Source organism: Nocardioides mangrovicus (genome assembly GCF_003674065.1).
Lineage (GTDB): Bacteria > Actinomycetota > Actinomycetes > Propionibacteriales > Nocardioidaceae > Marmoricola > Marmoricola mangrovicus.
Genome location: NZ_RDBE01000010.1, coordinates 16,558 through 39,516, shown reverse-complemented (window position 1 = coordinate 39,516; position 22,959 = coordinate 16,558). Strand labels below are relative to the sequence as shown.

At 70.4% G+C, this 22,959-nt stretch carries 22 protein-coding genes; 19 read left to right on the top strand and 3 right to left on the bottom strand.

Going from position 1 to position 22,959, the window contains the following annotated elements; translation table 11 throughout:
• The first annotated feature begins 1 nt into the window (after position 1).
• A complete protein-coding gene (locus D9V37_RS14805; RefSeq protein ID WP_121806968.1) occupies positions 2–748 on the top strand; it encodes an enoyl-CoA hydratase-related protein in 747 nt (248 codons plus the stop codon).
• A gap of 50 nt (positions 749–798) precedes the next feature.
• Positions 799–1,239, top strand: a complete 441-nt coding sequence (locus D9V37_RS14800) for a pyridoxamine 5'-phosphate oxidase family protein (RefSeq protein WP_198412577.1) — start codon at positions 799–801, stop codon at positions 1,237–1,239.
• On the opposite strand, the gene D9V37_RS14795 is transcribed toward D9V37_RS14800, so the two are convergent.
• Positions 1,196–2,029, bottom strand: a complete 834-nt coding sequence (locus D9V37_RS14795; RefSeq protein ID WP_121806967.1) for an enoyl-CoA hydratase/isomerase family protein — start codon at positions 2,027–2,029, stop codon at positions 1,196–1,198. The two genes, D9V37_RS14800 and D9V37_RS14795, sit on opposite strands and share 44 nt — an antisense overlap.
• A gap of 38 nt (positions 2,030–2,067) precedes the next feature.
• On the opposite strand from D9V37_RS14795, the gene D9V37_RS14790 reads away from it, so the two are divergent.
• From D9V37_RS14790 to D9V37_RS14740, 11 genes are all read left to right on the top strand, one after another.
• Positions 2,068–2,502, top strand: a complete 435-nt coding sequence (locus D9V37_RS14790) for a Zn-ribbon domain-containing OB-fold protein (RefSeq protein WP_121807822.1) — start codon at positions 2,068–2,070, stop codon at positions 2,500–2,502.
• A complete protein-coding gene (locus tag D9V37_RS14785; RefSeq protein ID WP_121806966.1) occupies positions 2,499–3,662 on the top strand; it encodes a thiolase C-terminal domain-containing protein in 1,164 nt (387 codons plus the stop codon). Before D9V37_RS14790 ends, D9V37_RS14785 begins: the two co-directional genes overlap by 4 nt.
• Before the next feature lie 149 nt (positions 3,663–3,811).
• Positions 3,812–5,707: a branched-chain amino acid ABC transporter permease gene (locus D9V37_RS14780; protein ID WP_232525036.1), complete on the top strand. Its 1,896-nt coding sequence runs from the start codon at positions 3,812–3,814 to the stop codon at positions 5,705–5,707.
• Positions 5,708–5,723: 16 nt separating this feature from the next.
• Positions 5,724–6,503, top strand: coding sequence for an ABC transporter ATP-binding protein (locus D9V37_RS14775; RefSeq protein ID WP_198412575.1), 780 nt, complete (start codon positions 5,724–5,726; stop codon positions 6,501–6,503).
• Positions 6,496–7,203, top strand: coding sequence for an ABC transporter ATP-binding protein (locus tag D9V37_RS14770; protein WP_121806963.1), 708 nt, complete (start codon positions 6,496–6,498; stop codon positions 7,201–7,203). The genes D9V37_RS14775 and D9V37_RS14770 overlap by 8 nt, the downstream gene beginning before the upstream one ends.
• A 56-nt stretch (positions 7,204–7,259) precedes the next feature.
• Entirely contained in the window at positions 7,260–8,510 is a 1,251-nt protein-coding gene (locus D9V37_RS14765; RefSeq protein WP_121806962.1) for an ABC transporter substrate-binding protein, read from the top strand.
• Positions 8,511–8,624: 114 nt separating this feature from the next.
• Positions 8,625–9,455, top strand: coding sequence for a mycofactocin-coupled SDR family oxidoreductase (locus D9V37_RS14760; RefSeq protein WP_121806961.1), 831 nt, complete (start codon positions 8,625–8,627; stop codon positions 9,453–9,455).
• Positions 9,456–9,526: 71 nt separating this feature from the next.
• A complete protein-coding gene (locus tag D9V37_RS14755; RefSeq protein WP_121806960.1) occupies positions 9,527–10,984 on the top strand; it encodes an aldehyde dehydrogenase family protein in 1,458 nt (485 codons plus the stop codon).
• Positions 10,985–11,012: 28 nt separating this feature from the next.
• Positions 11,013–11,312, top strand: a complete 300-nt coding sequence (locus D9V37_RS14750) for a hypothetical protein (RefSeq protein ID WP_198412573.1) — start codon at positions 11,013–11,015, stop codon at positions 11,310–11,312.
• Between the two features lie 11 nt (positions 11,313–11,323).
• Positions 11,324–12,769 carry an aldehyde dehydrogenase gene (locus D9V37_RS14745; RefSeq protein WP_121807820.1) on the top strand — a complete coding sequence of 482 codons (1,446 nt, stop codon included), beginning with the start codon at positions 11,324–11,326 and terminating at the stop codon, positions 12,767–12,769.
• A complete protein-coding gene (locus D9V37_RS14740) occupies positions 12,766–13,545 on the top strand; it encodes an SDR family NAD(P)-dependent oxidoreductase (RefSeq protein WP_121806959.1) in 780 nt (259 codons plus the stop codon). Before D9V37_RS14745 ends, D9V37_RS14740 begins: the two co-directional genes overlap by 4 nt.
• Here D9V37_RS14740 and D9V37_RS14735 read toward each other — a convergent pair.
• Together D9V37_RS14735 and D9V37_RS14730 are read right to left on the bottom strand one after the other, a co-directional pair.
• Positions 13,542–14,285, bottom strand: a complete 744-nt coding sequence (locus D9V37_RS14735; RefSeq protein WP_121806958.1) for an SDR family NAD(P)-dependent oxidoreductase — start codon at positions 14,283–14,285, stop codon at positions 13,542–13,544. The two genes, D9V37_RS14740 and D9V37_RS14735, sit on opposite strands and share 4 nt — an antisense overlap.
• On the bottom strand, positions 14,282–15,574 hold the full coding sequence (locus D9V37_RS14730) for an acyl-CoA dehydrogenase family protein (RefSeq protein ID WP_121806957.1): 1,293 nt from the start codon (positions 15,572–15,574) through the stop codon (positions 14,282–14,284). Before D9V37_RS14730 ends, D9V37_RS14735 begins: the two co-directional genes overlap by 4 nt.
• A 103-nt stretch (positions 15,575–15,677) precedes the next feature.
• On the opposite strand from D9V37_RS14730, the gene D9V37_RS14725 reads away from it, so the two are divergent.
• From D9V37_RS14725 to D9V37_RS14700, 6 genes are read left to right on the top strand one after another with little or no spacing between them, the layout of a single operon-like run.
• Positions 15,678–16,565, top strand: coding sequence for an SDR family NAD(P)-dependent oxidoreductase (locus D9V37_RS14725; protein WP_121806956.1), 888 nt, complete (start codon positions 15,678–15,680; stop codon positions 16,563–16,565).
• Positions 16,562–16,795: a ferredoxin gene (locus D9V37_RS14720; protein WP_121806955.1), complete on the top strand. Its 234-nt coding sequence runs from the start codon at positions 16,562–16,564 to the stop codon at positions 16,793–16,795. The genes D9V37_RS14725 and D9V37_RS14720 overlap by 4 nt, the downstream gene beginning before the upstream one ends.
• Positions 16,792–18,030 (top strand): cytochrome P450, encoded by a 1,239-nt coding sequence (locus D9V37_RS14715; RefSeq protein ID WP_121806954.1) that lies wholly within the window; start codon positions 16,792–16,794, stop codon positions 18,028–18,030. Before D9V37_RS14720 ends, D9V37_RS14715 begins: the two co-directional genes overlap by 4 nt.
• Entirely contained in the window at positions 18,027–19,637 is a 1,611-nt protein-coding gene (locus D9V37_RS14710; RefSeq protein WP_121806953.1) for an AMP-binding protein, read from the top strand. The genes D9V37_RS14715 and D9V37_RS14710 overlap by 4 nt, the downstream gene beginning before the upstream one ends.
• Positions 19,634–20,650, top strand: coding sequence for a phosphotransferase family protein (locus tag D9V37_RS14705; RefSeq protein WP_232524936.1), 1,017 nt, complete (start codon positions 19,634–19,636; stop codon positions 20,648–20,650). Before D9V37_RS14710 ends, D9V37_RS14705 begins: the two co-directional genes overlap by 4 nt.
• 42 nt (positions 20,651–20,692) lie before the next feature.
• Positions 20,693–22,954: a CoA transferase gene (locus tag D9V37_RS14700; protein ID WP_158604484.1), complete on the top strand. Its 2,262-nt coding sequence runs from the start codon at positions 20,693–20,695 to the stop codon at positions 22,952–22,954.
• Positions 22,955–22,959: the final 5 nt, after the last annotated feature.

Genomic DNA, 22,959 nt, shown 5'->3' with positions numbered 1-22,959 from the left:
CGTGTCCGTCCGACAGGAGCAGCTCGACCGAGTGCTGGTCGTCACGATCGAGCGGGAGGCCAAGCGCAATGCGATCGACCAGGAGGTCGCGGACGGCATCGACGCCGCGATGAACCGGCTCGAGGACGACCCAGGGCTGTGGGTCGGCGTGCTCACCGGTGGGCCGCGGATGTTCTCGGCCGGCACCGACCTCGCCGCGGGCATGAGCCCCCGTACCGAGCGGGGAGGGGAGTACGGCGTGGTCCGTCGCCGGCGCGCCAAACCGCTGATCGCCTGCGTAGAGGGTCTGGCGCTAGGTGGCGGGTTCGAGCTGGTGCTGGCCTGCGACCTGGTGGTGGCCTCCACCACGGCGTCGTTCGGGCTGCCGGAGACCCGTCGCGGGGTGGTGGCGTCGTCGGGTGGTCTGTTCCGCGCGCCGCAGGCGCTGCCTCGTCAGGTGGCGGCCGAGCTGATGCTCGCCGGCGCCCGACTCGACGCGTCACGGGCGCACGCGTTGGGGCTGGTGAGCCGGCTCGTCGAGCCGGGACGTGCCCTGGGGGCCGCGCTCGCGCTGGCGGCCGAGATCTGCCTCGCCTCCCCGTACGCGGTCGGCCTGACGCTGGGCGCCCTGGCCGAGGTCGGCCTCGACGAGGACACCGGATGGGCGACGACGGCGGCCGCCGTGGCCGCGGTCAAGGAGTCCGAGGACATGCGGGAGGGCGTGAACGCCTTCCTCGAGAAGAGAGCACCGAGGTGGACGGGACGATGAGTGCGCACGAGGACCAGCTGCGACCCCAGCGCCGGGGACGGTCGATCGCGATGAGCGAGCGGGAGGTCGACGGGTTCATGCGGACCGAACGAACCTGTCGCGTCGCCACGGTCGGCGCCGACGGGACACCGCACGTGATGCCGCTGTGGTTCGTCTGGCACGACCGGAGCGTATGGCTGAGCTCGATCGTGAAGAGCCAGCGCTGGGCCGACCTGACGCGGGACCCCCACGTCGCCGTGGTCGTCGACGCCGGCACGGAGTTCCACGAGCTGCGCGGAGTCGAGGTGCGCGGCGAGGTCGAGCAGGTCGGCGACGTGCCGCGCACCTCCCGCATCGATCCCGAGCTGGTCGAGCCCGAGCGGCTGATGGCGAGCAAGTACTCGCGGTCCGGGGAGTTCGTCCCGGACGGTCGCCACGCCTGGCTCCGGGTGAGGCCCAGCAAGCTCGTCAGCTGGGACTTCCGAAAGAGCGCCGCACCGCGGACGTCTTGAGGGACTCGTTGCGCGACGCGAACGCGGCGAAGGTGGTCTCAGCGGCCGAGCCCTCGAACTGCGCCAGGTGGCGAGCCGTCTCGACCTCGAGGTACTCACGTAACGAAAGCCGTTCGGCGTCCAGCAGGTTGGCCTTGATGTCGCGCAGTGCACGGGGGTTGCGGGCGACGAGCCCGGCCACCAGCTCGGCGACGTCGGCATCCCACGAGCTCTCGGTGTACACCCGCGAGACCAGGCCGAGGTCGAGGAGGTCCGCCGCCGTCAGCTTGCCCGGAAGGAGCAGGAGGTCGCGCGCGCGGGCCGAGCCCAGGTGCCGGGTGAGCATCCAGGCCAACCCGAGCTCGCCGGCGACGCCGACGTCGAGGAATGCGGTCGCGAACCGGGCGCGGTCGACCGCGACGCGCAGGTCGCACGCCATCGCCCAGGAGAAGCCGGCGCCCGCGCACCCGCCGTTCACGGCGGCGATCGTCAGCTGCGGCATCTCCGCGAGCAGGGCGGCCGACTCGAACGCCTCCGCGGCCGGCACCTGGGCCGGTTCTCCTGGCTCGCGGTCGAGATCGGCGCCGGGACAGAAGTCGCGACCCTGGCCGGTGAGCACGACCAGGCGCAGCCGGTCGTCGTCGGCGAGCGCGCCGAGCGCGGCGTACATCTCCTCGGCCATCTGCGCGGTGACCGTGTTGCGATGCTCAGGCCGGTCGAAGCGCACCCAGGCGACGTCGTCGTCGCGCGAGACCGCTAGCGTCTCATAGGTTTTTGACTTTGTAATCATTGTCAAGTTGTAAAGGTTCATGCGAGCGTTGTCCACCGACGAGAGGTGACGTGCTGACGATGGCGAACGAACGAGACGAGGTGCATCCGTTCGAGGGGCGAGTCGACTTCCCCTACTGGGACGGCCTGGGGCGCGACGAGCTACTGGTGCAGCGCTGCACCGGCTGCGCGCGTTGGAGCTGGCCCGCCGACTGGCGCTGCCCACGGTGCGGGAGCTACGACCTGGGCTGGGAGCCGGTGGAGCCCAGGGGAGTGGTCTACAGCTGGGTACGCACGCACCTGGCCTTCGTGCCGGCCTACGCCGAGCTGGTGCCGTACGTGAACGTGCTCGTCGAGCTGCCCGGTGCCGACGGGGCACGCTTGATGGGGCTGTTCACCGGACCCGAGGAGGGACTCGAGGTCGGGTCGGTCGTCACCGGCACCTTCCAGGCCCCCTCCGCCCGCACCCTCGACCTGTCCGTGCTGACCTGGAGCCTGGAGGTGGCGGCCGCGTGAAGCGCCCGACCGGGGTCGCCGCCGTGGGGTACGGCGCCACGCCCTACTACAGGCGCGGCCAGTCGCCCCACGCCGAGCGCAAGCTGCTCCTGATGGCCATCGACGAGGCGGCCACGATGGCGGGGATCGACGCTGCGGAGATCGACGGCTTCGTCTCCTACGGGGCCGACCTCGAGGACGGGCCGCGGCTCACCGGCCCGTTGGGTACCAAGGAGCTGCGCTGGAGCAGCCTGGTCTGGGGTGGTGGTGGCGGCGGCAGCTCAGCCGCGATCGCCCAGGCGGAGGCGGCGATCCTCTCGGGCCAGGCCGAGACCGTGGTCGTCTACCGCGCCACGGCCGAGTCGACGAGCGGTCGGCTCAGCTCGGCGGTCATCCAGGGGGTCTTCGGGATCCAGTACCGAGCCCACGGCATCGACTCCCCGGCGCAGGCGCTCGGGCTGCGCACGCAGCGGATCCTCGCCAACGGCGTACCGCCGAGCGCTCTGCGTGCGATCGCGAGGGCCAGCTACTTCCACGCCGGCAACACCCCGCACGCGGTCGGCCGCGACGTCGATCTGACCGACGAGCTGTACGAGGGTTCGCGTCGCATCGTCGACCCGATCCGCCTCTACGACTCCTCGCGCGAGAACGACGCGGCGGCCGCGATCATCTTCACCAGCGCCGAGCGCGCAGCCGACCTGACCGAGAAGCCGATACACCTCCTCGCCTCGGCATACGGTGCGCAGGGGCCGCGCTGGGGGGAACTCGACGAGAACCACGAGCCCTACACCGCCTCGTCGCAGGCCTCGGCCGCCCGTCGGATGTGGGACCGCACCGGGCTGGGCCCGGACGACGTCGACGCCGTCCAGCTCTACGTCAACTTCACGGGCCCGCCCGTCTCCGCCCTCGTCGACCTCGGCTTCTGCACCGTAGAGGACGCCGGCGAGGTGCTCACCTACGAGAACCTGGTCGCGCCGACCGGTGCACTGCCCATCAACACCAGCGGTGGCGACCTGGCCGAGGGTTTCCTGCACGGCATGGGCAACGCCGTGGAGGCGGTGCGCCTGTTGCGTGGGGAGTCCTACAACCCGGTGCCGGACGCCAAGGTCTGTCTCGTCTCCGGGGGCCCGATCTCCGAGCTGAGCAGCGTGTCGCTGTTCGGCACCGAGCCCCTCGGCTGACGGTCCTCGGCGTCGGGCAGCGGTGGTGCGTTCTCGTGGAAGCGCGATGAAAACAACCTTTTTCATTTTAATCCTTGTCAAGATGACATGTTTTATGTGAATGTGTGCGGCGTGACGCCGGACACACCGACCGTGCAGGCAGGTGCGTGATGCACGACTACCTGCCCTTGATCGTCAGCGGCATCGCCGACGGCTCTCTGGTGGCGATCGCCGCCATGGGTCTCGTGCTCAGCTACAAGGCGTCGGGCATCTTCAACTTCGCGCACGGCGCCATCGGCGCGGTGGCGGCGGGCGTCTTCTACCAGCTCTACAAGCTCAACGGGCTGCCGTGGCCGCTGGCGCTGGTGATCACGCTCGTCCTGGTCGGCCTGGTCTTCGGATTCGTCATGGAGCGGGTTGCGGCGCTCGTTGCGAACGCGAGCACGACGATGAAGATCGTCTCGACGCTCGGCATCATGATCACGCTGACCTCGCTGTTCAACCTGCGCTACGGCGGGATCACCAAGCAGTTCCCTGACTTCTTGTCCCAGCGGACCTTCCGCCTCGGTGGGGTGAACATCGCCTGGGAGCAGGTGATCGCCGTCCTGGTCGGCCTCCTCCTCGCGGTCGCGATGACGGTCTTCTTCCGGCGCACGATCCTCGGCCGGGGGATGCGGGCGATCGTGGACGACCCCCAGCTGGTCGCGCTGATGGGACTCAACCCCACGACAGTGCGTCGCTGGGCCTGGGTCATCGGCACGACGTTCGCGGCCGTCGCCGGCGTCTTCATCGCCCCGAGCATCGGCCTCGACGGCACCACGCTGACACTGCTGGTGGTGGAGGGGTTCGGCGCCGCGGCGATCGGTCGGTTCTCAAGCCTGCCGCTGACCTACCTGGGCGCCGTGATCATCCAGGTGCTGGTCGCCGTCAGCTCGAAGGTCGCCTCCGACCACCCCAGTCTGCAGAGCGCGCCGTCGTCGATCCCGTTCGCGGTGCTCTTCCTCGTGCTGCTGCTCTCGCCCAAGGGGTGGCTGGTCGAGGTGGGTGCCACGCTGCAGCAGCGCGTCGTCACGATCCCGCGCCAGAATCGGCGGGTCGGCCTGGCCAAGCTGGTCCCGGTCGTGGTGCTGGTCGCGCTGGTCCCGCACCTGTTCGAGACGCACCTGCTGGCCTGGACCAAGGGCATGATCTTCGTGCTCCTGATGATGTCACTGAGCCTTCTGGTGCGCCTGTCCAACCAGATCTCGCTGTGCCAGATGACCTTCGCGGCGGTCGGCGCCACGGCCTCGTACCACCTGGTGCAGAGGGGCCTGCCGTGGACGCTCGCGCTGGTGTGCGCCGGGCTCATCGCGATCCCCATCGGCGCGTTCGTGGCGATCCCCGCCGTGCGGCTCTCCGGGGTCTACCTGGCCCTCGCCACACTGTCGTTCGGGCTCTTCGTGCAGACCGCGCTCTACGACTCTCCGCTCATGTTCGGCAACGACCCCCTACCGCTGATCACCATGCGGCCGTCGTTCGCCGAGTCCGATACGGCGTACTTCTACCTGATCCCCGTCGTCGGCGCCGTGGGCTTCCTCCTGGTGCGGTTGGTCGAACGGGCCCGGCTGGGCCAGCTGCTGCGCTGCAAGGCCGACTCGGCGATCGCGCTCGAGTCGCTCGGCGTCAACACGTCGCTGCTGCCCCTGGCGGCGTTCTGCACCGCGGCGTTCCTCGCCGGTGTGGCCGGCGCGCTGATCGGCCCGAGCGTCGGCGTGGTGAGCAAGAACGACTTCACCACCATCCCGACCTCCCTCCTGCTGGTCGCCCTTCTCGTGCTGGGGGCGCGCGACCAGCGGATCGGCACGCTCGGGGCGGCCCTCGGCGGTGCGATCGGGCTGATCGTGATCCCCGACTACATCTCCTCCTACGACGTGCTGCAGGGGCTCAACCTCTTCTTCGGTGTCGCCGCCGTCGAGGCCGCATTCGCCTCGACCCGGGTCAGCACGCCGAGAGCGCGACGGTCCTCGACCCCGTCGGGGACCACGCCACAGCCCGAGCTCGTGACCGCGGGAGGTCGCCGTGGCTGATCACCACGCAGTCGGTTTGTCCCTGCGCGGACTGACGGTCCGCTACGGCGGCGTGCTGGCCGTCGACGACGTCCGCCTCGACGTGGCCGCCGACTCGATCACGGGCCTCATCGGGCCCAACGGGGCCGGCAAGACGAGTCTCTTCAACGCGTGCGCCGGGTTGGTGCGGGCCAGCTCGGGCAGCGTGGAGCTCTTCGGCCAGGACGTGACGCGCACGAGCGTCGCCAAGCGTGCCCGACTCGGACTCGGTCGAACCTTCCAGCGCGTGGAGCTGTTCAAGACGCTCTCGGTGCACGACAACATCGCGATGGGCCACGAGTCCGCCTACGTGTGGAAGCACCCCTACTCGCTCTTGCAGGCACTGCCCTCCGAGCGGCGTGAGACCGAGCGGGTCACCGAGCAGGTGATGGAGCTGTGCCGGCTCACCGACATCGCCGGTCGGACCGCCGGCTCGCTCTCGACGGGACAGCAGCGCATGGTTGAGCTGGCTCGGGTCCTCGCCGGGCCGAGCCGGCTGCTGCTCCTGGACGAGCCGTCCTCCGGGCTCACCGGGCAGGAGCGGGCGGTCTTCGCCGAGATCGTCGAGGACGCTGTGCGTATCCTCGGTCTCGGCGTCTTCGTGGTCGAGCACGACATGGACCTAGTGGCTCGCATCTGTGCCCAGGTGCACGTTCTCAACTTCGGCAGGCTGATCTTCTCCGGCACCACCCGAGAGGCGATGGCCAGCGAGCTGGTGCAGCGCTCCTACCTCGGTGAGAGCGCCGTACCCGAGGCGTCCGGGGGCCCTCGTGCTTGAGCTCGAGAACGTCACCGTCGGCTACACGGCCACCAGCCAGGTCCTCTCCGGCGTCTCCCTCAGCGTGCCGGAAGGCTCCGTCGTCGCACTCCTCGGCCCGAACGGTGCGGGCAAGACCACGGCGCTGCGTGCGGCGTCGCGGATGGTGCCGCTGCAGGTGGGCCGGGTGGTCTTCGACGGCGAGGACGTCACCCGGATGCCGTCCTACGCCGCGGCCGAACGCGGCCTGTGCCACGTGCCCGAGGGGAGGGGAGTCTTCCCGGCCCTGACCGTGCGCGACAACATCGCCCTTTTCGGCCGCGGCATGCCCCTCCAAGAGGCTGTCGACCGGTCGGTCGCCGAGTTCCCTTTCATCGAGCGTCGGCTCGACGCACTGGCCGGCACGCTCTCCGGTGGCGAGCGACAGATGCTGGCGCTGACCCGGCCGTGGCTCGTACGGCCCAAGATCGTCCTCCTCGACGAAGTCTCCATGGGACTCGCCCCACTCATCGTCGACGAGGTCTACGCCTTCATCCGGAGGCTGGCGGGGGAGGGCATCTCCCTGCTGGTGGTCGAGCAGTACGTGGACCGCGTCCGGCGGTTCGCCGACCACATCTACCTCATGCGCAGCGGCGCGATCCGGTTCTCGGGACCACCGGACCAGCTGGGGTCTGACGAGGACATCCTCGGCCACTACCTCGGTGCAGCTCTGCAGGAGTGACCCACCGTCCCGGCGTGCGTCGGGCGGGCCTCACCTCATGAACAGGAACCAGAGTTATGAAGCGTGCACTCCACCGTGGCGCGGTCCTGACCGCGGCGCTCACGGCCCTGTCCCTCTCCCTCGTCGCGTGTGGTGACGACAAGAGCGGGGACGGCGGTGGCGGCGGGAAAGACCCGATCGTGATCGGCCAGGTCGGCAACTACTCCGGTCAGATCCCGGGTCTCGCCGGCCAGGGCTACGGCCTGCAGGCCTGGGTGAAGGCGACCAATGCCGCCGGCGGTGTCGACGGTCACCAGATCGAGCTCCACACCGCGGACGCCAAGGGCGACCCGGCTTCGGAGGTCTCTCAGGTGACCCAGATGATCGGCCGCTACAAGCCCGCCGCGTTCGTCGGCATGGGGCTCTCGACGATCGCCGGCTCCGCCCCGACCGTCAACAAGGCCGGCATCCCCGTCATCGGTGGCAACACGAACGACGTCGCCTGGGCGGTCGACCCCGGTCTGTACGCGACCGGCGCCGGTCTCCTCGGTACGTACCTCCAGGGCTTCTTCGCCGTGCCGTCCGCCGGCACCAAGACCGGTCTGGTCTACTGCAAGGAGTCGGCCGGGTGCACCGGGGTGAAGACCATGATGTTCGACCTCGGGCTGTCCAAGGCCAACGGCGGTGATCCGGTCTACTCGGCCGAGGCCTCTCTCGCGGCGCCGTCGTTCACCGCCCAGTGCATCGCCGCGCAACAGGCGGGCGTTCAGGTGCTCGCCGTGGCGTTCGACACCTCCAACGTGATCCGGCTAGCCAAGGACTGCGACAAGCAGGGCTACCACCCGGTCTACGCCGAGTCGGGCACCGTCCCCGGCGACAGCCTTGCTGCCGTACCGGCGATGGAGGGCACGCTCGCCGGTCAGGCCGACGCGCCGTGGTTCCTCACCAGCGGGCCGGTCGCGGACCAGACGGCCGCGATGAAGAAGTACTTCCCGAAGGTGCCGGTCGACTCCACCACGGTGTCCGGCTGGACCGCCGGTGCTGCGCTGGGCCGGGCGATCGAGAACTACCTCGGCAAGAACCCGGGCGGCACGGTCGACGCTGCCGCCATCAAGAAGGGGTTGGGCATGTTCAAGAGTGAGACCCTCGGTGGCCTGACCCCGCCGCTCACCTTCACCAGCTCCGGGGTGCAGAAGCAGACCAACTGCGCCTTCTCGATCAAGATCCAGGACGGCAAGTGGGTGCAGAACGGCACCGACCCGGTCTGCCCGCCCGACAGCATCCAGTCCACGCTCGACTCCGCGCTGGCGGCCCTCTCGAAGGGGTGACGGCGCGAGCCCGCACCGCGCGGGCTGCTTGACTCCGTGGGGAGGTCGCCGGCGCGACCTCCCCACGGTCCGCGACCGGAACCGGTCGCGACGGATGAGGAGAGGAGCCATGAAGTGGCCGGACGTCTCGAGGGCAAGGTCGCCTTCATCACCGGAGCGGCCCGAGGACAGGGTCGGAGCCACGCGGTCAAACTGGCGGAGGAGGGCGCGGACATCATCGCGGTCGACATCGCCGCCGACATCCAGAGCGTGCCCTACCCGGTCGCGAGCCCTGAGGACCTGGCCGAGACGGTGCGCCAGGTGGAGGCCCTCGACCGGCGCATCGTGGCGAGCGAGACCGACGTACGCAACTCGAAGCCGCTCATGGCGGCCGTCGCCGAGGGTGTCGCGCGCCTGGGGCGCCTCGACATCGTGGTGGCCAACGCCGGCATCTGGAGCTACGGCCGCATGGACGAGATGTCGGAGCAGACCTGGCAGGACATGCTCGACGTGAATCTGACCGGGGTGTGGCACGCGGCCAAGGCGGCGATCCCGCACCTGCGGACCACCGGCGGTGGCTCGATCGTGCTCACCAGCTCCATCGGCGGCCTGCGCGGCTCGGAGAACGCGGGCCATTACGTCGCGGCCAAGCACGGCGTCGTCGGCTTGATGCGCACGCTCGCCTGGGAGCTCGCTCGTGACGCCATCCGCGTCAACAGCGTGCACCCCACTCAGGTCAACACCGACATGATCCAGAACGACGTGATGCGGAACCTCTTCGCACCCGATGTGGAGGTGCCCTCGCAGGAGCTGTTCGCCGAGCGCTCCCAGGCCACCCACCTCCTGCAGATCCCCTGGGTGGAGCCTATCGACATCTCGAACGCGGTGGCCTTCCTCGTGTCTGACGACGCGCGCTACATCACCGGTGTGACCCTGCCGATCGACGCCGGCGCCATGCTGAGGTAGGCACCCTTATCCTTGCAATCATTAAGAGCTTTGGCTAGCGTCCAGGTGCACGCTCAGACAGGAGAACAGTCGTGACCAGCACGCCAGACCGGACCGTGACGCTGCCCTCGGAGCTCATCATCGGGGGCGAGCGGCTGTCAGCGGCCTCGGGAGGTGCGTTCGAGCACGTGAACCCCGCGACCGGGCGAGCCCAGGGCTCGATCCCGATGGCCGGTGCGGCCGAGGTCGACGCTGCCGTCGCGGCGGCCCGCGCGGCCCTGCCCGAGTGGCGCAGCTGGAATCCCGTCGACCGGCGCCGCGTCATCGTGCGACTGGCCGACCTGATGCGCGAGCACGTCGACGAGCTGGCGGTCCTGGCTTCGCTCGAGATGGGCGGACCGATCACGATGACGCCCTACCACGTGCAGTGGGGCGCTGACTGGATCGAGGACGCCGCGGGCTGGGCCGACCGGCTGTACGGCGAGACCGCACCGCTCTCGGCTCGCGGCATGCTGGAGTACACCGCGGTGGAGCCGTTCGGCGTCGTCGCCGCGCTGGCCACCTGGAACGGCTCGAGCGGTGCGTTCGGCATGACCATCGGCGCGCCCCTGGCGGCCGGTTGCACCGTGGTGGCCAAGCCGTCCGAGCTGGCGCCGTTCGGTGCGATCCGCGTGGTAGAGCTGGCCCTGGAGGCCGGGATCCCGCCGGGTGTCCTCAACGTCATCACAGCCGGGGTGGAGGCCTCCTCTGCGCTTGTTGCGCACCCCGGTGTCGACAAGGTCACGTTCACCGGCAGCCCGGCGACCGCGCGGCGTATCGCCGCGGTGGCCGCCGAACGCCTGACCCCGTGCGTCTTCGAGCTCGGCGGCAAGTCCGCCTCGCTGGTCTTCGGCGATGCCGATCTGGAGCGTGCCGTCGGCGCGGCCGTCGGCGTGATCGGCAACGCCGGGCAGGTCTGCACGCTCGGCTCGCGGCTCCTCGTGCACCGCTCGGTCCACGACCACTACGTCGAGCAGGTGGCAGCTGCGCTCGCGACCATCAGGCAGGGCGACCCCTTCGACGAGAGTGTGGTGATGGGGCCGGTCATCAACGCCTCCGCCGCGGATCGGATCACCGCCATGATCAACCGCGCCCGCGACTACGCCGCCGTCGTGACCGGTGGCGGGCGGGTAGGCGGGGAGCTCAGCGAGGGCTTCTTCGTCGAGCCGACCCTGGTCGCACTCCCCGACAACGCCGGTGAGCTGGCCCAGGACGAGGTCTTCGGGCCGGTCCTGGGCATCATCGCCTTCGACGAGGAGGACGAGGCGGTCGCGATCGCCAACGACAGCGACTACGGCCTCTCCGGCTACGTCTTCACCCAGGACGTGTCCCGCGCGCACCGTGTCGCCTCGCGCCTCGACACTGGCAACGTGGGGGTCAACGGCGGCAACGCCCCCGCCGGCCCGCACCTGGCTTTCGGAGGCCGCAAGCAGAGCGGCTACGGCAAGCAGGGCGGACTCGCGGGCATCTGGGAGTTCGTGAACACCAAGACCGTCCAGGTCATGCTCTGACCCACGCTCTGGAAGGAGTGGTTGTCCCGTGATCCCCATCGTCGGTGAACGACTGGGAAGCACCGTCTGCGACACCGAGGTGATCGTAGTCCGCCCGCCCTCGCAGGACGTCGACCTGACCTGCGGAGGTCAGCCCATGGCGCCGCTGCCGGCCGAGACGAAGGAGGCGGTCGGCGAGGACGGGCCCGGCACGTTGGTCGGCAAGCGGTACAGCGATCCTGGCTCGGGCCTGGAGCTGCTGTGCACCAGGCCCGGCGCCGGTCAGCTCCGTGTGGGTGGGACCGTGCTCGGCGTGAAGCAGGCCAAGAACCTGCCGTCCTCAGACTGATGGGCGCCGTGATGGAGCTCTCTCGCGACACCCACTGGATCGACAACGCGCCGGCCCGCCCGAGCGGGTCGGGCACGGTCACGCTCACCAACCCCTCGACCGGGCAGGTCATCGGGACCGCCGTCGACGGCAGTGCGACCGACGTGGACGCGGCCGTACGCTCGGCCAACCGCGCTCTGCGCGACCCGGCCTGGCGAGACCTGGGTCCGGCTGAGCGGGCCGCGCTGCTGCGTGGTCTCGCCGATGCCCTCGACCGACGGGGCGCCGAGCTGGCCGAGCTGGTCAGCACCCAGAACGGTATGCCGATCAAGATGGTCCGCTGGGGCAACGTCGGCGGATCCTCGGCCAGCTACCGGTACTTCGCGGACCTCGCAGAGCAGCAGATCGTCGAGGACGAGCGCGCCACCCCCTACAGCCGCACGCGTGTGCGCCGCGAGCCGGTCGGAACGGTCGGGATCATCGCACCGTGGAACGGTCCGCAGATCCTGGTGGCCTGGAAGCTCGGCCCCGCTCTCGCCGTGGGGTGCACCGCGGTGATCAAGCCTGCCGAGGAGACCAGCCTCGACGCGTTCGTCCTGGCCGAGGCGGTCGCCGAGGCCGGGTTCCCACCCGGCGTCGTCAACGTCGTCACGGGCGGGCGCGATACCGGTGCCGCGCTGGTCGCGCATCGCGGCGTGCACAAGGTCGCCTTCACCGGGTCGACCGCGGCCGGGCGGGCGATCGCCGAGGTGTGCGGCAGCCAGCTCAAGCCCGCGACCCTCGAGCTGGGCGGCAAGAGCGCGGCCATCGTCCTCGACGACGCCGATCTCGATGCCTTCGGCAAGGCCGTCACCCGCATCTGCGCGCCCAACTCGGGCCAGGTCTGCTACTCCTGCACCCGTGTCCTCGCACCGCGCGGCTCCTACGACGCGGTGGTCGACGCGGTGGTGGCCGGCATGCGGACCGCCCGTCTCGGCGACGCCCTTTTTGAGACCACGAACTTCGGGCCGCTGGTCAGCGCGCGACAGCGCACCCGGGTAGAGGACTACGTCGACCTGGGCAGTTCCGAGGGCGCCGATCTCGTGCTCGGCGGCAGCCGGCCGGCCGGTCTCGATCGCGGCTTCTTCGTCATGCCCACGGTGTTCCGCGGGGTGGACAACTCGATGCGGATCGCGCGCGAGGAGATCTTTGGGCCGGTGCTCGTCGTCATCGCCTACGACGGCGACGACGAGGCCGTCGCCATCGCCAACGACTCCGACTACGGCCTGGGTGGGTCGGTGTTCACCGCCGACCCGGAGCGTGGTCTGGGCATCGCGCGTCGAGTCGAGACCGGCTCCATCGGCATTAACACCTACGAGCCGACGCTCGATGCGCCGTTCGGTGGCGTGAAGGGGAGCGGGCTCGGGCGCGAGCTGGGGCCCGAGGGCCTCGAGGCCTACGTGGAGTACAAGTCGATCTACAACGCGCCTGCGATGTGACCCCGCTGATCGATCTCTCGGGTCGTGCCGTCGTCGTGACCGGCGGGAACGACGGCATCGGCCTGGGCGTTGCTCGTGGGCTGGTGCGCTGCGGGGCCCGGGTCGCCGTGCTCGGCCGCCGCGCCGAGGCCAACGGCGCCGCGGTCGCCGAGCTCTGCGACCTCGCTCCCGACGAACCCGGTGCTGCCGTCGGACTGGTCTGCGACGTCGGTTCGGAGGAGCAGGTCGTGGCGGCGTTCCGTGCGGCCCGCGACGAGCTGGGGCCGATACGCGGGGTGGTGGCGTGCGCCGGGGCCGCGAGTCCCGGCACACCGTTCCTGGAACAGACCCTCGACGACTGGCGTCCGGTCATGCGCACCAACCTCGAGGGCGCCTTCCTCACGTTCCGGGAGGCTGCCCGAGCGATGGTGGCGGACGGCGTCGCCGGCAGCCTGGTCGCGGTCGCCAGCCTCGCCGCCACCCAGGGGCAGGTGCGCGGTCAGCAGTACGCCGCGAGCAAGGGCGGTATCGTCGCGCTCGCTCGCTCCTGCGCCGTCGAGCTCGCCCGCCACGGCATCCGGGCCAACACGATCGTTCCCGGCGCCTTCACCACCCGGCTCAGCGAGCCCTTCCAGTCCGACGAGCGCTACGCCGCCAAGGTGCTGCCTCGCATCCCGCTGCGGCGCTGGGGCGCCCCGGACGAGGTGGCCGGCGTGGCGGCGTACCTGGTCTCGGACGCGGCGGCGTACCACTCCGGCGACGTGCTCACGGTGGACGGCGGCTACTCGGTCTTCTAGTACAGCCCGCCGTCGACGCGGACCAACGCCCCCGTGGTGAACGACGACGCCGAGGAGGCCAGGTAGAGCGCGGTGGTGACGACCTCATCCGGCCGACCGGGGTGGCCGACGGCGCTCTGCGTGCTGGCGCGGGCCTCCTGGCTCCAGTGCTCGGAGACGTCGGTGAGGAACGGACCCGCCGAGAGGGTGTTCACCCGAACGGTCGGCCCGTACTCGCGGGCGAACACGTGGGTCAGGGCGTTGAGCCCGGCCTTCGCGCCGGCGTACGGGCCGAAGCCGGGCTTCGGGCGCAGCGCGGCGAACGAGGAGACGTTGATGATCGCGCCGCCGCCGTGCTCGACCATCCGCGCGCCGACCAGCGCTCCGAGGCGGAACGGGCCCTTGAAGTTGACGCCGACGACCTTGTCGAACAGCTCCTCGGTGGTCTCGACCGAGGACGGGGCCTGCGGTGACATGCCGGCGTTGTTGACCAGGACGTCGACGTGGCCGAACTCGGCGTACGCCGCGTCGACGAGCCCGTCGATCTCGTCCCAGTGGCCGACGTGGCACGCGACGGGAAGGGCGCGGCGCCCCAGTGCGCGGACCTCGTCGGCGACCAGCTCGCACGCGTCGAGCTTGCGGCTGGTGACCACGACGTCGGCGCCCGCGCGAGCGTAGGCGACCACGATCTCGCGACCGAGGCCGCGGCTGCCACCGGTGACGAGGGCGACCTTGCCCTCCAGGGTGAACAGGTCGTTCACAGCGCGGCCAGCCGGTCGGCGTACTTCTCGCGCGCGGCCGCGAGCCGCGTAGGGACGTGCTCGGTCGGGAACAGGCCCGGGGCGGGGGAGTACTGGCCCAGGAGCCCCTTGGCCACTGTGGTCCGGTGCACCTCGGTCGGACCGTCGACCAGGGCCAGGTGCGGCGTCTGCGACCACCACTGGGCCAGCGGCATCTCGATCGTCGTGCCGAGCGAGCCGTGCAGGTGCACCGCGCGCTGCAGGATGTCGTGCTGCACCCTCGACATCTGCACCTTGCACATCGCGATGCCGTTCCGCGCCGCCCCGGGCGGCTGGGTGTCGATGACCCAGGCCGTGTGGAGGACCAGCAGGCGCAGCTGCGCGAGCTCGATCGAGGACTCGGCCAGCGCCTGCTGCACCGACTGCTTGTCCGACAACGCGGTGCCCTGGGTGCGCCGCGAAAGTGCCCGCTCGGCCATCATGTCGAGGATCCGCGCGCATCGACCGACGGTGCGCATGGCGTGGTGGATCCGGCCGCCGCCGAGCCGGGCCTGGGCGACCTTGAACCCCTCGCCCGGTCCGCCCAGCATGTGGTCGAGGGGCACGCGTACGTCGGTGTAACGCACGTACGCGTGGGTCCCGTCGTCGTCGGCCGACTCGACGAACGTCGCGACGTTGCGCACGATCTCCACGCCGGTGGTGTGCCGCGGCACCACGAACATCGACATCCGCGCGTGCGGGGCGGCGTCCGGGTCGGTCACCGCCATCACGATCAGGAACTCGGCGTACCGGGCATTGGAAGTGAACCACTTCTCCCCGTCGATCACCCACTCGTCACCGTCTCGACGCGCCGCGCACACGAACTCCTTGGGGTCCGCGCCGGCCTGCGGCTCGGTCATCGAGAACGCCGAGACGATGTCGCCGTCGAGCAGCGGCTGCAGGTAGCGGGCCTTCTGCTCCTCGGTCCCGAACATCGCCAGGATCTCGGCGTTGCCGGTATCTGGCGCCGCGGTGCCGAAGATCGTCGGGGCCCAGTGCGAGCGGCCGAGGATCTCGTTGAGCAGCCCGAGCCGGACCTGACCGTAACCCGGGCCCCCGAGCTCGGGCCCGAGGTGGCACGCCCACAACCCGTGCGCCTTGACCTCCTCGCGCATGGGCTCCACGAAGGCGCGCGCGGCCCTGTCCTGGACGTCGTAGGGCGCTCCACCGCCCGGGAAGAGAACATCGACCGACTCGCACTCCTCGCGGACGAACGTCGAGGCCCAGTCGAGCCGCTCCTGAAAGTCCGGCTCCGTCGAGAAGTCCCACATGGCCGCGAAGGTAACCCCAAGTTCTTAATGCTTGCAAGGATTACTACGTTGTGCCAGGATCGAGAAGAACGTGACCCGCAGCACACCAGGAGGACCGCCGCACATGCGTCTGGCCAACAAAGTCGCGATGATCACCGGCGCCGGATCCGGTCTGGGCCGCGTCTCCTCGCAGCTGTTCGCGCAGGAGGGCGCCAAGGTTGTCATCACCGACCTGTCCGAGACCCGGGCCAAGGAGACGCTCGACCTGGTGCACGAGGCCGGTGGCGAGGCCATCGCCGTGAAGGCCGACGTCACCCAGGAGTCCGAGGTCGAGGCCGCGGTCGAGCAGGCGGTCGAGGCCTACGGTCGCCTCGACGTGATGTTCGCGAACGCCGGCATCCCGGCCCGAGGCTTCGGGCTGACACCGTTCGAGGAGCTGACCGAGGAGGAGTGGGACGAGACCAACGACGTCGTCTTGAAGGGGGTTTTCTTCGCGGTCAAGCACGCGGTTCGCGCGATGAAGGGCAACCCCGGTGGTCCGCAGGGCAGCTCGATCATCTGTACCTCATCGGCGGCCTCCATGGTCGGCTATCCCGGCTTTCCCCAGTACGGCGCGGCGAAGGGCGGCGTCAACGCCCTGGTGCGGATCTGCGCGGCCTGGGAGATCGGCAAGTACGGCATCCGCATCAACGCGATCTGCCCGACGCACGGGATGTCGGCCAACTTCATCCTGCCGCCGGACGCCCCGGTCCTGGGCAGGTCGCACGAGGAGATGGGAGGGGAGTGGATTCCCGAGCACAGCCCCATCCCGCTCAAGCTCGACCGGCCGCCGGCCATCTTGGACAACGCCTACCCGGCGCTGTTCCTCGCCTCGGACGAGTCCATGTACATGTCCGGTGTCTCGCTCCCTGTCACCGACGGAGGCACCCTCGCCCAGGTGGCGATCCCGTTCGGCGACAACTGGCGCGAGAACCTCAACGACAACGCACGCAAGGGAAGCTTCAACGGATGAGCGACCACCCACCGTTCAAGATCGACGAGGAGTTCTGCGTCGGCCACGGGCGCTGCTACGCGCTGGCCCCGGAGTCCTTCCAGCCCGACGAGATGGGCCACGGCGTCGTCCGTGACTACCGCGACGGCCCGGCCACGCGCGAACCGGGTGTCGTCGTCAACGCCTGTCCAGAGAGCGCGATCGAGCTCATCACCGTCGGCGGCGACGCCGAGAAGGGAAGCCAGTCATGACCGAGAACGTGGCCGACAAGAGCGTCGAGCAGCTCAAGCAGGAACGCCATCGCGACTACGAGGTCTACCCGCAGGGCACCATGCAGGAGGTCTTCGACGACCTCGCCGACCGCCGTGAGAAGTGCCCCATCACCTTCTCCGAGAAGGGTGGCTTCTGGCTGGCGACGTCCTACGACGACATCAGCAGCATCCTGCGCCGCAACAACCGCGGCTTCGTGAGCTTCCCCAACATCCCGGACGGGAAGGTCGCGTTCGGCCAGAAGGCTCAGATCCCGATCGAGCTCGACGGTCCGATCCACACCCAGTACCGCAAGCTGCTCGATCCTTTGCTCTCCCCGGCTCGGATCGCGGCGATCGAGGACGACATCCGCGCGGTCGCCAACGACCTCATCGACGGGTTCATCGAGACCGGGCAGTGCGACGTCGTGCCGCAGTTCGCGTTTCCGTTCCCCGGCATCAACTTCCTCACGCTCATGGGCTGGCCGCTCGAGGACGCCGAGAAGATGAACGAGTGGGTCGAGATCTTCCTCAAGGGCGTCCCGGGTGGCACCGAGGAGGAGACCCTCCAGGCCCGCATCAGGGCCAGCCAGGAATCGCGGGCTTACATCCAAGCGATCGTCGACGACCGCCGCGCCAACCCGCGCGACGACATCACGACCACCATCGTGCAGACCGAGTTCGACGGCGAGCCCATCAGTGACTCCGACCTGTCCGACCTCTTCGTGCTGATGTTGATGGCCGGGTTGGACACCGTGCAGAGCGTGATCGCGCAGAGCATGGCCTACCTGGCCGAGCACCAGGACCGCTGGGAGCAGATGTTCGCCTCGCCCGACTCGCTCGAGCCGGCGATCGAGGAGCTGCTGCGCTGGACCTCTCCGGCGATGCCGACGCGCAACGTCGCGGAGGAGACTGCGACCGTGGGGGACATGACCCTGCCCAGAGGTGAGCGTGTCTTCTGCCCGCTCAACGCGGCCAACCGCGACCCCAAGTATTTCGAGGACCCCGACGAGGTGAAGTTCGACCGCGTCGACCCCAAGCCCCACGTGACGTTCAGTCTCGGGGCCCACCGCTGCGTCGGCGTCCACCTGGCACGCACGGAGCTCAAGGTGGCCTTCCAGGAGCTGCACCGCCGGATCCCGCACTTCCGCCTCGTCGAGGGTGAGAAGCCGCGTGAGCTGATGGCGCTGACGTGGAGCGTCGACAACGTCAAGATCGCCTTCGACCCGGCCGGATGACGACAGCGCCTGCCCAGACCCGCAGCTACGGCCTCCTGCAACTCTGGGACGCGGTCGCCACCGCCGTTCCGGATCGCGAGTGCGTCGTCCACGGCGACCGGCGAGTCACCTGGCGACAGATGGCCGAGCGCACCAGCCGGCTGGGCTGGTTCCTCACCGCCCGGGGTTACGGCGCGAGACCGGGCCCGGTCGCCGACCACGAGTCACCCAACGACCTGGTCGGGTTGCTGCTGCGCAACAGCGTCGAGTTCTTGGAGGCGAGCGTGGGGTGCTACCGCGCGCGGTGCGCACCGTTCAACGTCAACTACCGCTACCGGGCCGAGGAGCTGGCCTACCTTCTCGCGGACGCGGGCCCGTCGGCGGTCGTCTACCACCGCGAGTTCGCCCCGGTGCTGGTCGAGGCGTTGACGCGCGTGCCCGACCTGGACCCGACGCTGGTGCACGTAGAGGACGGCAGCGGTGCTCGGCTCCCGACCGGCTCGCTGGCCTACGAGGACGTCCTGGACAGTGCCGAGCCGCCGGCGGCCGTCGTCGAGCCCTCGCCCGATGACGTCCACGTGCTCTACACCGGTGGCACGACCGGCATGCCGAAGGGCGTGCTGTGGCCGCTGCGCGAGCTAGCCGGTCGACCCTGCGGGATCACGGTGGCCTCGCTCGAGGACGCCCACGCAGACGCTCCCCGGCGCGGTTGGTTGCGGGCCTATCCGGCGCCCCCGCTCATGCACGGGGCCGCTGCCTGGTTCGCCTACGGTGCCTGGTCGCGCGGTGGGACCCTGGTCGTGACCGACGCCGCGAGATTCGACCCGGAGGCGGCATTGGCGCTCTGCCGCACCGAGCGGGTGAGCTGGATGGCCATCGTCGGCGATGCGTTCGCCCAGCCGCTGCTGACCGCTCTGCGAGCCGGGGTCGAACCGCCCTCGACACTGGCCTACGTCTTCTCCAGTGGTGCAGGACTCTCGCCGACCGCGTGGGAGGAGCTCGATGCGTTCTTCCCCGGTCTCAAGCTGGCCAATGCGCTCGGCTCCTCCGAGACGGGACCCCAGGCCGTGCAGACGAGTCGTGAGCAGGCCGGCTTCCGGCCCGGTCCCACGACGTACGTCGCGAGCGAGGACCGCACCCACCTCCTGTCGGCCGATGACCCCGGTGTGGGGTGGCTGGCCAACGCCGGTGAGCTGCCGCGCGGCTACCTCAACGACGCCGAGCGGACCGCGGCCACGTTCGCCGTGGTCGACGGTCTTCGGGTGTCGATCTCCGGTGACAGGGCGAGCATGGACGACGCCGGGCAGATCCGGTTCCTAGGGCGCGAGTCGTCGGTGATCAACTCCGGCGGGGAGAAGGTGTACGCCGAAGAGGTCGAGGCTGTGCTCCGCTCGCTGCCGGAGGTGGACGACGCGGTGGTGGTCGGCCGACCCAGCGAGCGCTGGGGGCAGGAGGTGGTGGCGCTCGTCGTCGCACCCGGCGGCCTCACCCGGGAGCAGGTCAAGGTCGCCAGCGGCGAGCGGCTCGCGGGCTACAAGATCCCCAGGGTGGTCGTGGCGGTCGACGCCGTGCGCCGTCACCCCAACGGCAAGGTGGACTACGACTGGGCCCGCGAGGCTGCGCGGTGAGTGGTCTGGCCGCCTGGCTGGATGCCCACGGGTTGCCCGGCGACGGCGAGCCGGTGTTAGACCCGCTCACCGGGGGTGCCTCCAACGAGGTCTACCGGGTCTCCTACGGTGAGCGACCGGTCGTGCTCCGCCGGCCACCGGCGCACGCGGCCCAGGAGCGCGCCGCCACGATGCTGCGAGAGGCTCGAGTCCTGGCCGCGCTCGCCGATACCGACGTGCCGCACGCGCGCCTGGTGGGTGCCTGCGAGGACCCCGACGTGCTCGGCTCGGCGTTCTACGTGATGGAGCTGGTCGATGGCTGGTCCCCGGTGTCGGCCGGCCGCCGGGGCCCCTCTCCGTTCGACGAGGATCCGGACGCGCGACGCGAGCTGGGCCTGTCCGTCGTGGACGGTATCGCCGCGCTCGCGCGCGTCGACTGGCGTGCGGTCGGGCTCGAGGGGTTCGGGCGCCCGCAAGGCTTCCACGACCGCCAGGTGCCTCGCTGGACCGCACACCTCGACAAGGTCCGCTTCCGTGAGATCCCGGGCCTCGACGATGCCGCTGCGTGGCTGAGCACCCACCGACCCCGCGCCTGGACGCCGGGCCTCCTGCACGGCGACTATTCGTTCGCCAACGTGATGTTCGACCGCTCTCGGCCGGGCCGGCTCGCGGCCGTGGTCGACTGGGAGATGTCGACGGTGGGCGACCCGCTGCTCGACCTCGGGTGGCTGCTGATGCGGTGGCCGAGCGAGGAGGGTCAGCGACCGCGGGGCTCGTTCGACATGGACAGCATGCCCACCGTTCCCGAGGTGTTGGAACGCTACGCCTCCGCCTCGGGTCGCCCGGTCGACGACATCGACTACTACCTGGCCCTCGCCGCCTTCAAGAACGCCGCGGTGCTCGAGGCGGGGTACGCCGCGTGGGTCGCCGGTCGGGCCGACAACCCGAAGATGGCAGCCTTCGGGGACATGGTCCTCGACATGGCTGCGCTCGCTGGCGAGGTGGCGCGCCACTCGACCCTCGCCGCGGCCTGAACCGATGATGGCGAGGCAGAAAGAATGAGTGAGAGTCGTCGCATGGAGCAGCCGCCGCTGTCCGGGGTGCGCATCGTCGACCTGACCTCCCGCCTGGCCGGCCCCTTCGCCACCCGGGTTCTGGCCGAGGCCGGCGCCGATGTGGTCAAGGTGGAGAGACCCGGTGGCGACCCGGAGCGCGAGCTGCGCGTCGTCGGCTTCGCCGGGTGGAACCGGGCCAAGCGCTCGGTGGTGATCGACCTCGACGACGCCTCGGGGCGCGTCGGCCTCGACGAGCTGCTCGCGCGCGCGGACGTGGTGGTCCACGACCTGCCGGCGGCCCGCGCCGTCGAGCTCGGTCTCGACGACGAGACCCTGGCCGGGCGCCACCCCGACCTCCTGGTGGCCTCGGTGCCCGGCTATCCCGTCGGGCACCCGCTCGCGGACCTCGACGCTACCGACGCGATGGTGCAGGCCGCCGAGGGGTTCATGGACGAGCAGCAGGGCAACCGCCCCGGGCCGGTGTGGATCCGGATGCCGTTCCCCAGCTGGTGCGCGGCGTACGCGCTGGCCGCCGGGATCGTGGCGCGGCTGGTCCAGCGCGAGCGCGATGGCGTGGTGCTGCCGGTGGCCACAAGTCTCTTCCAGGGGAGCCTCGCGCCGGCAGCGCTGTACTGGCAACGATGGGAACGGCTGCCGGAGACGCTCACCCGCCACACGCTGCCCAAGATCTGGCCCGACGCGGCACTGTCGATCTTCGAGTGTGCCGACGGCCGCTGGGTCCAGCTCGCCGGCGCGGTCGGCGGGTGGATCGAGTCCCCGCCGGTCCTCGAGGCGCTGGCGCTCGCCGACCTGGTCGACCTCTCTGAGATCGGCGTCACCCCCGGCAACTGGTCGACGTGGAACGAGGTGTTCGGTGAGCGGCCGTGCGACTGGTGGCTGGAGTCGCTCAGCGCAGCCGACGTGCCGTGCATCGAGATACGGCACCTGGGGGAGTGCTTCACCGACCAGCAGGCCGGCGTCAACGGCTACGTCGTGGAGGTCGACGACCCCGTTGTCGGGCCCGCCCTCCAAGCGGCTACCCCCGTGCAGACCACGCCGGCGAGTGCGGTGGGTGCACCGGCACCACTGCTCGGATCTACCCGCTGCGCGGACGTGCTCGCCGGGTGGTCCCAGCGCGAACCGCGACCGGGGCGTACGGCTGCGGGGGACACCCGGCCGCTGGCCGGCCTGCGCGCGCTCGACTTCGGATCGGCGATCGCGGGCCCGTTCGGTGCTCAGTGCCTGGGTGACCTCGGTGCCGAGGTGGTGAAGGTCGAGCCGCTGAGCGGGGACCGGGGTCGTGTGCTGACCCAGTTCGCCGGGGCGCACCGCGGTAAGCGGTCGCTGGCCATGGATCTGAAGAGTGTAGAGGGCCAGGCGGCCCTGGACCGGCTGGTCGCCTCTGCCGATCTGGTGCTTCACAACATGCGGCTGGGTCCGGCGGGCCGCCTCGGACTCGACGGCCCGGGACTGCGGCGCCGCAACCCGACGGTGGTGTTCAGCCACGTCAGCGCCTACGGGCCCCTCGGGCCGATGGCCGGCTTTCCGGGTTACGACCCGACCGCGCAGGCCATGACCGGCTGGGAGCACGCGAACGCCGGTGAGGGACAGACGCCGATCTGGCTGCGCAACTCGGTCTTCGACGTCACCGCCGGTCTGGCTGCGTGCCTCGGTGCGGTGCTGGGGCTCTACACGCTGGCGACCACCGGGCGCCCCGGTGCGGCCGACACCTCGTTGCTGTCCGTCGGCATCGCCGCCGCCTCCGAGGTCGCCGTGCGCCGACCCGCGGGAGGCGTGACCGAGACACCCGGGCTCGATGCCGAGCAGACGGGTGTGGGACCCGCCCACCGCATCCACCAGCTCCAGGACGGCTGGCTCGCAGTCGACGCCCGCGATGAGCGCGAAGCCGCGGCGTACGCGTCGTGGCTCGTGGGCACCTCGCTCGAGGGGCGGCGGGTCGAGCCGACCGTGGCCGAGCTGGCCGCCCTCGGCGTGGCGGCCGCGCCGGTGCGGCTCGACCAGCTCGACGACTTCATGGACTCACCGGTCCATCGCGAGCTGGGCTTCAGCCGTCGGCTACAGACCGGCGGCTACGGTGCCATCGACCTGGTCGCCGGCTTCTGGAGCCTCGGCCAGTCGGTTCCCGAGCAGTCCGTGCCCGAGCTGGGCGAGCACTCCCGCGAGATCCTGGACGAGCTCGGCTACAGCGACGAGGAGGTGAGCGGACTGGTGGCGGCGGGATCGGTCCACGCCCTGAGCAGGGCGTTGCGGACGTCGACGTGAGCGCC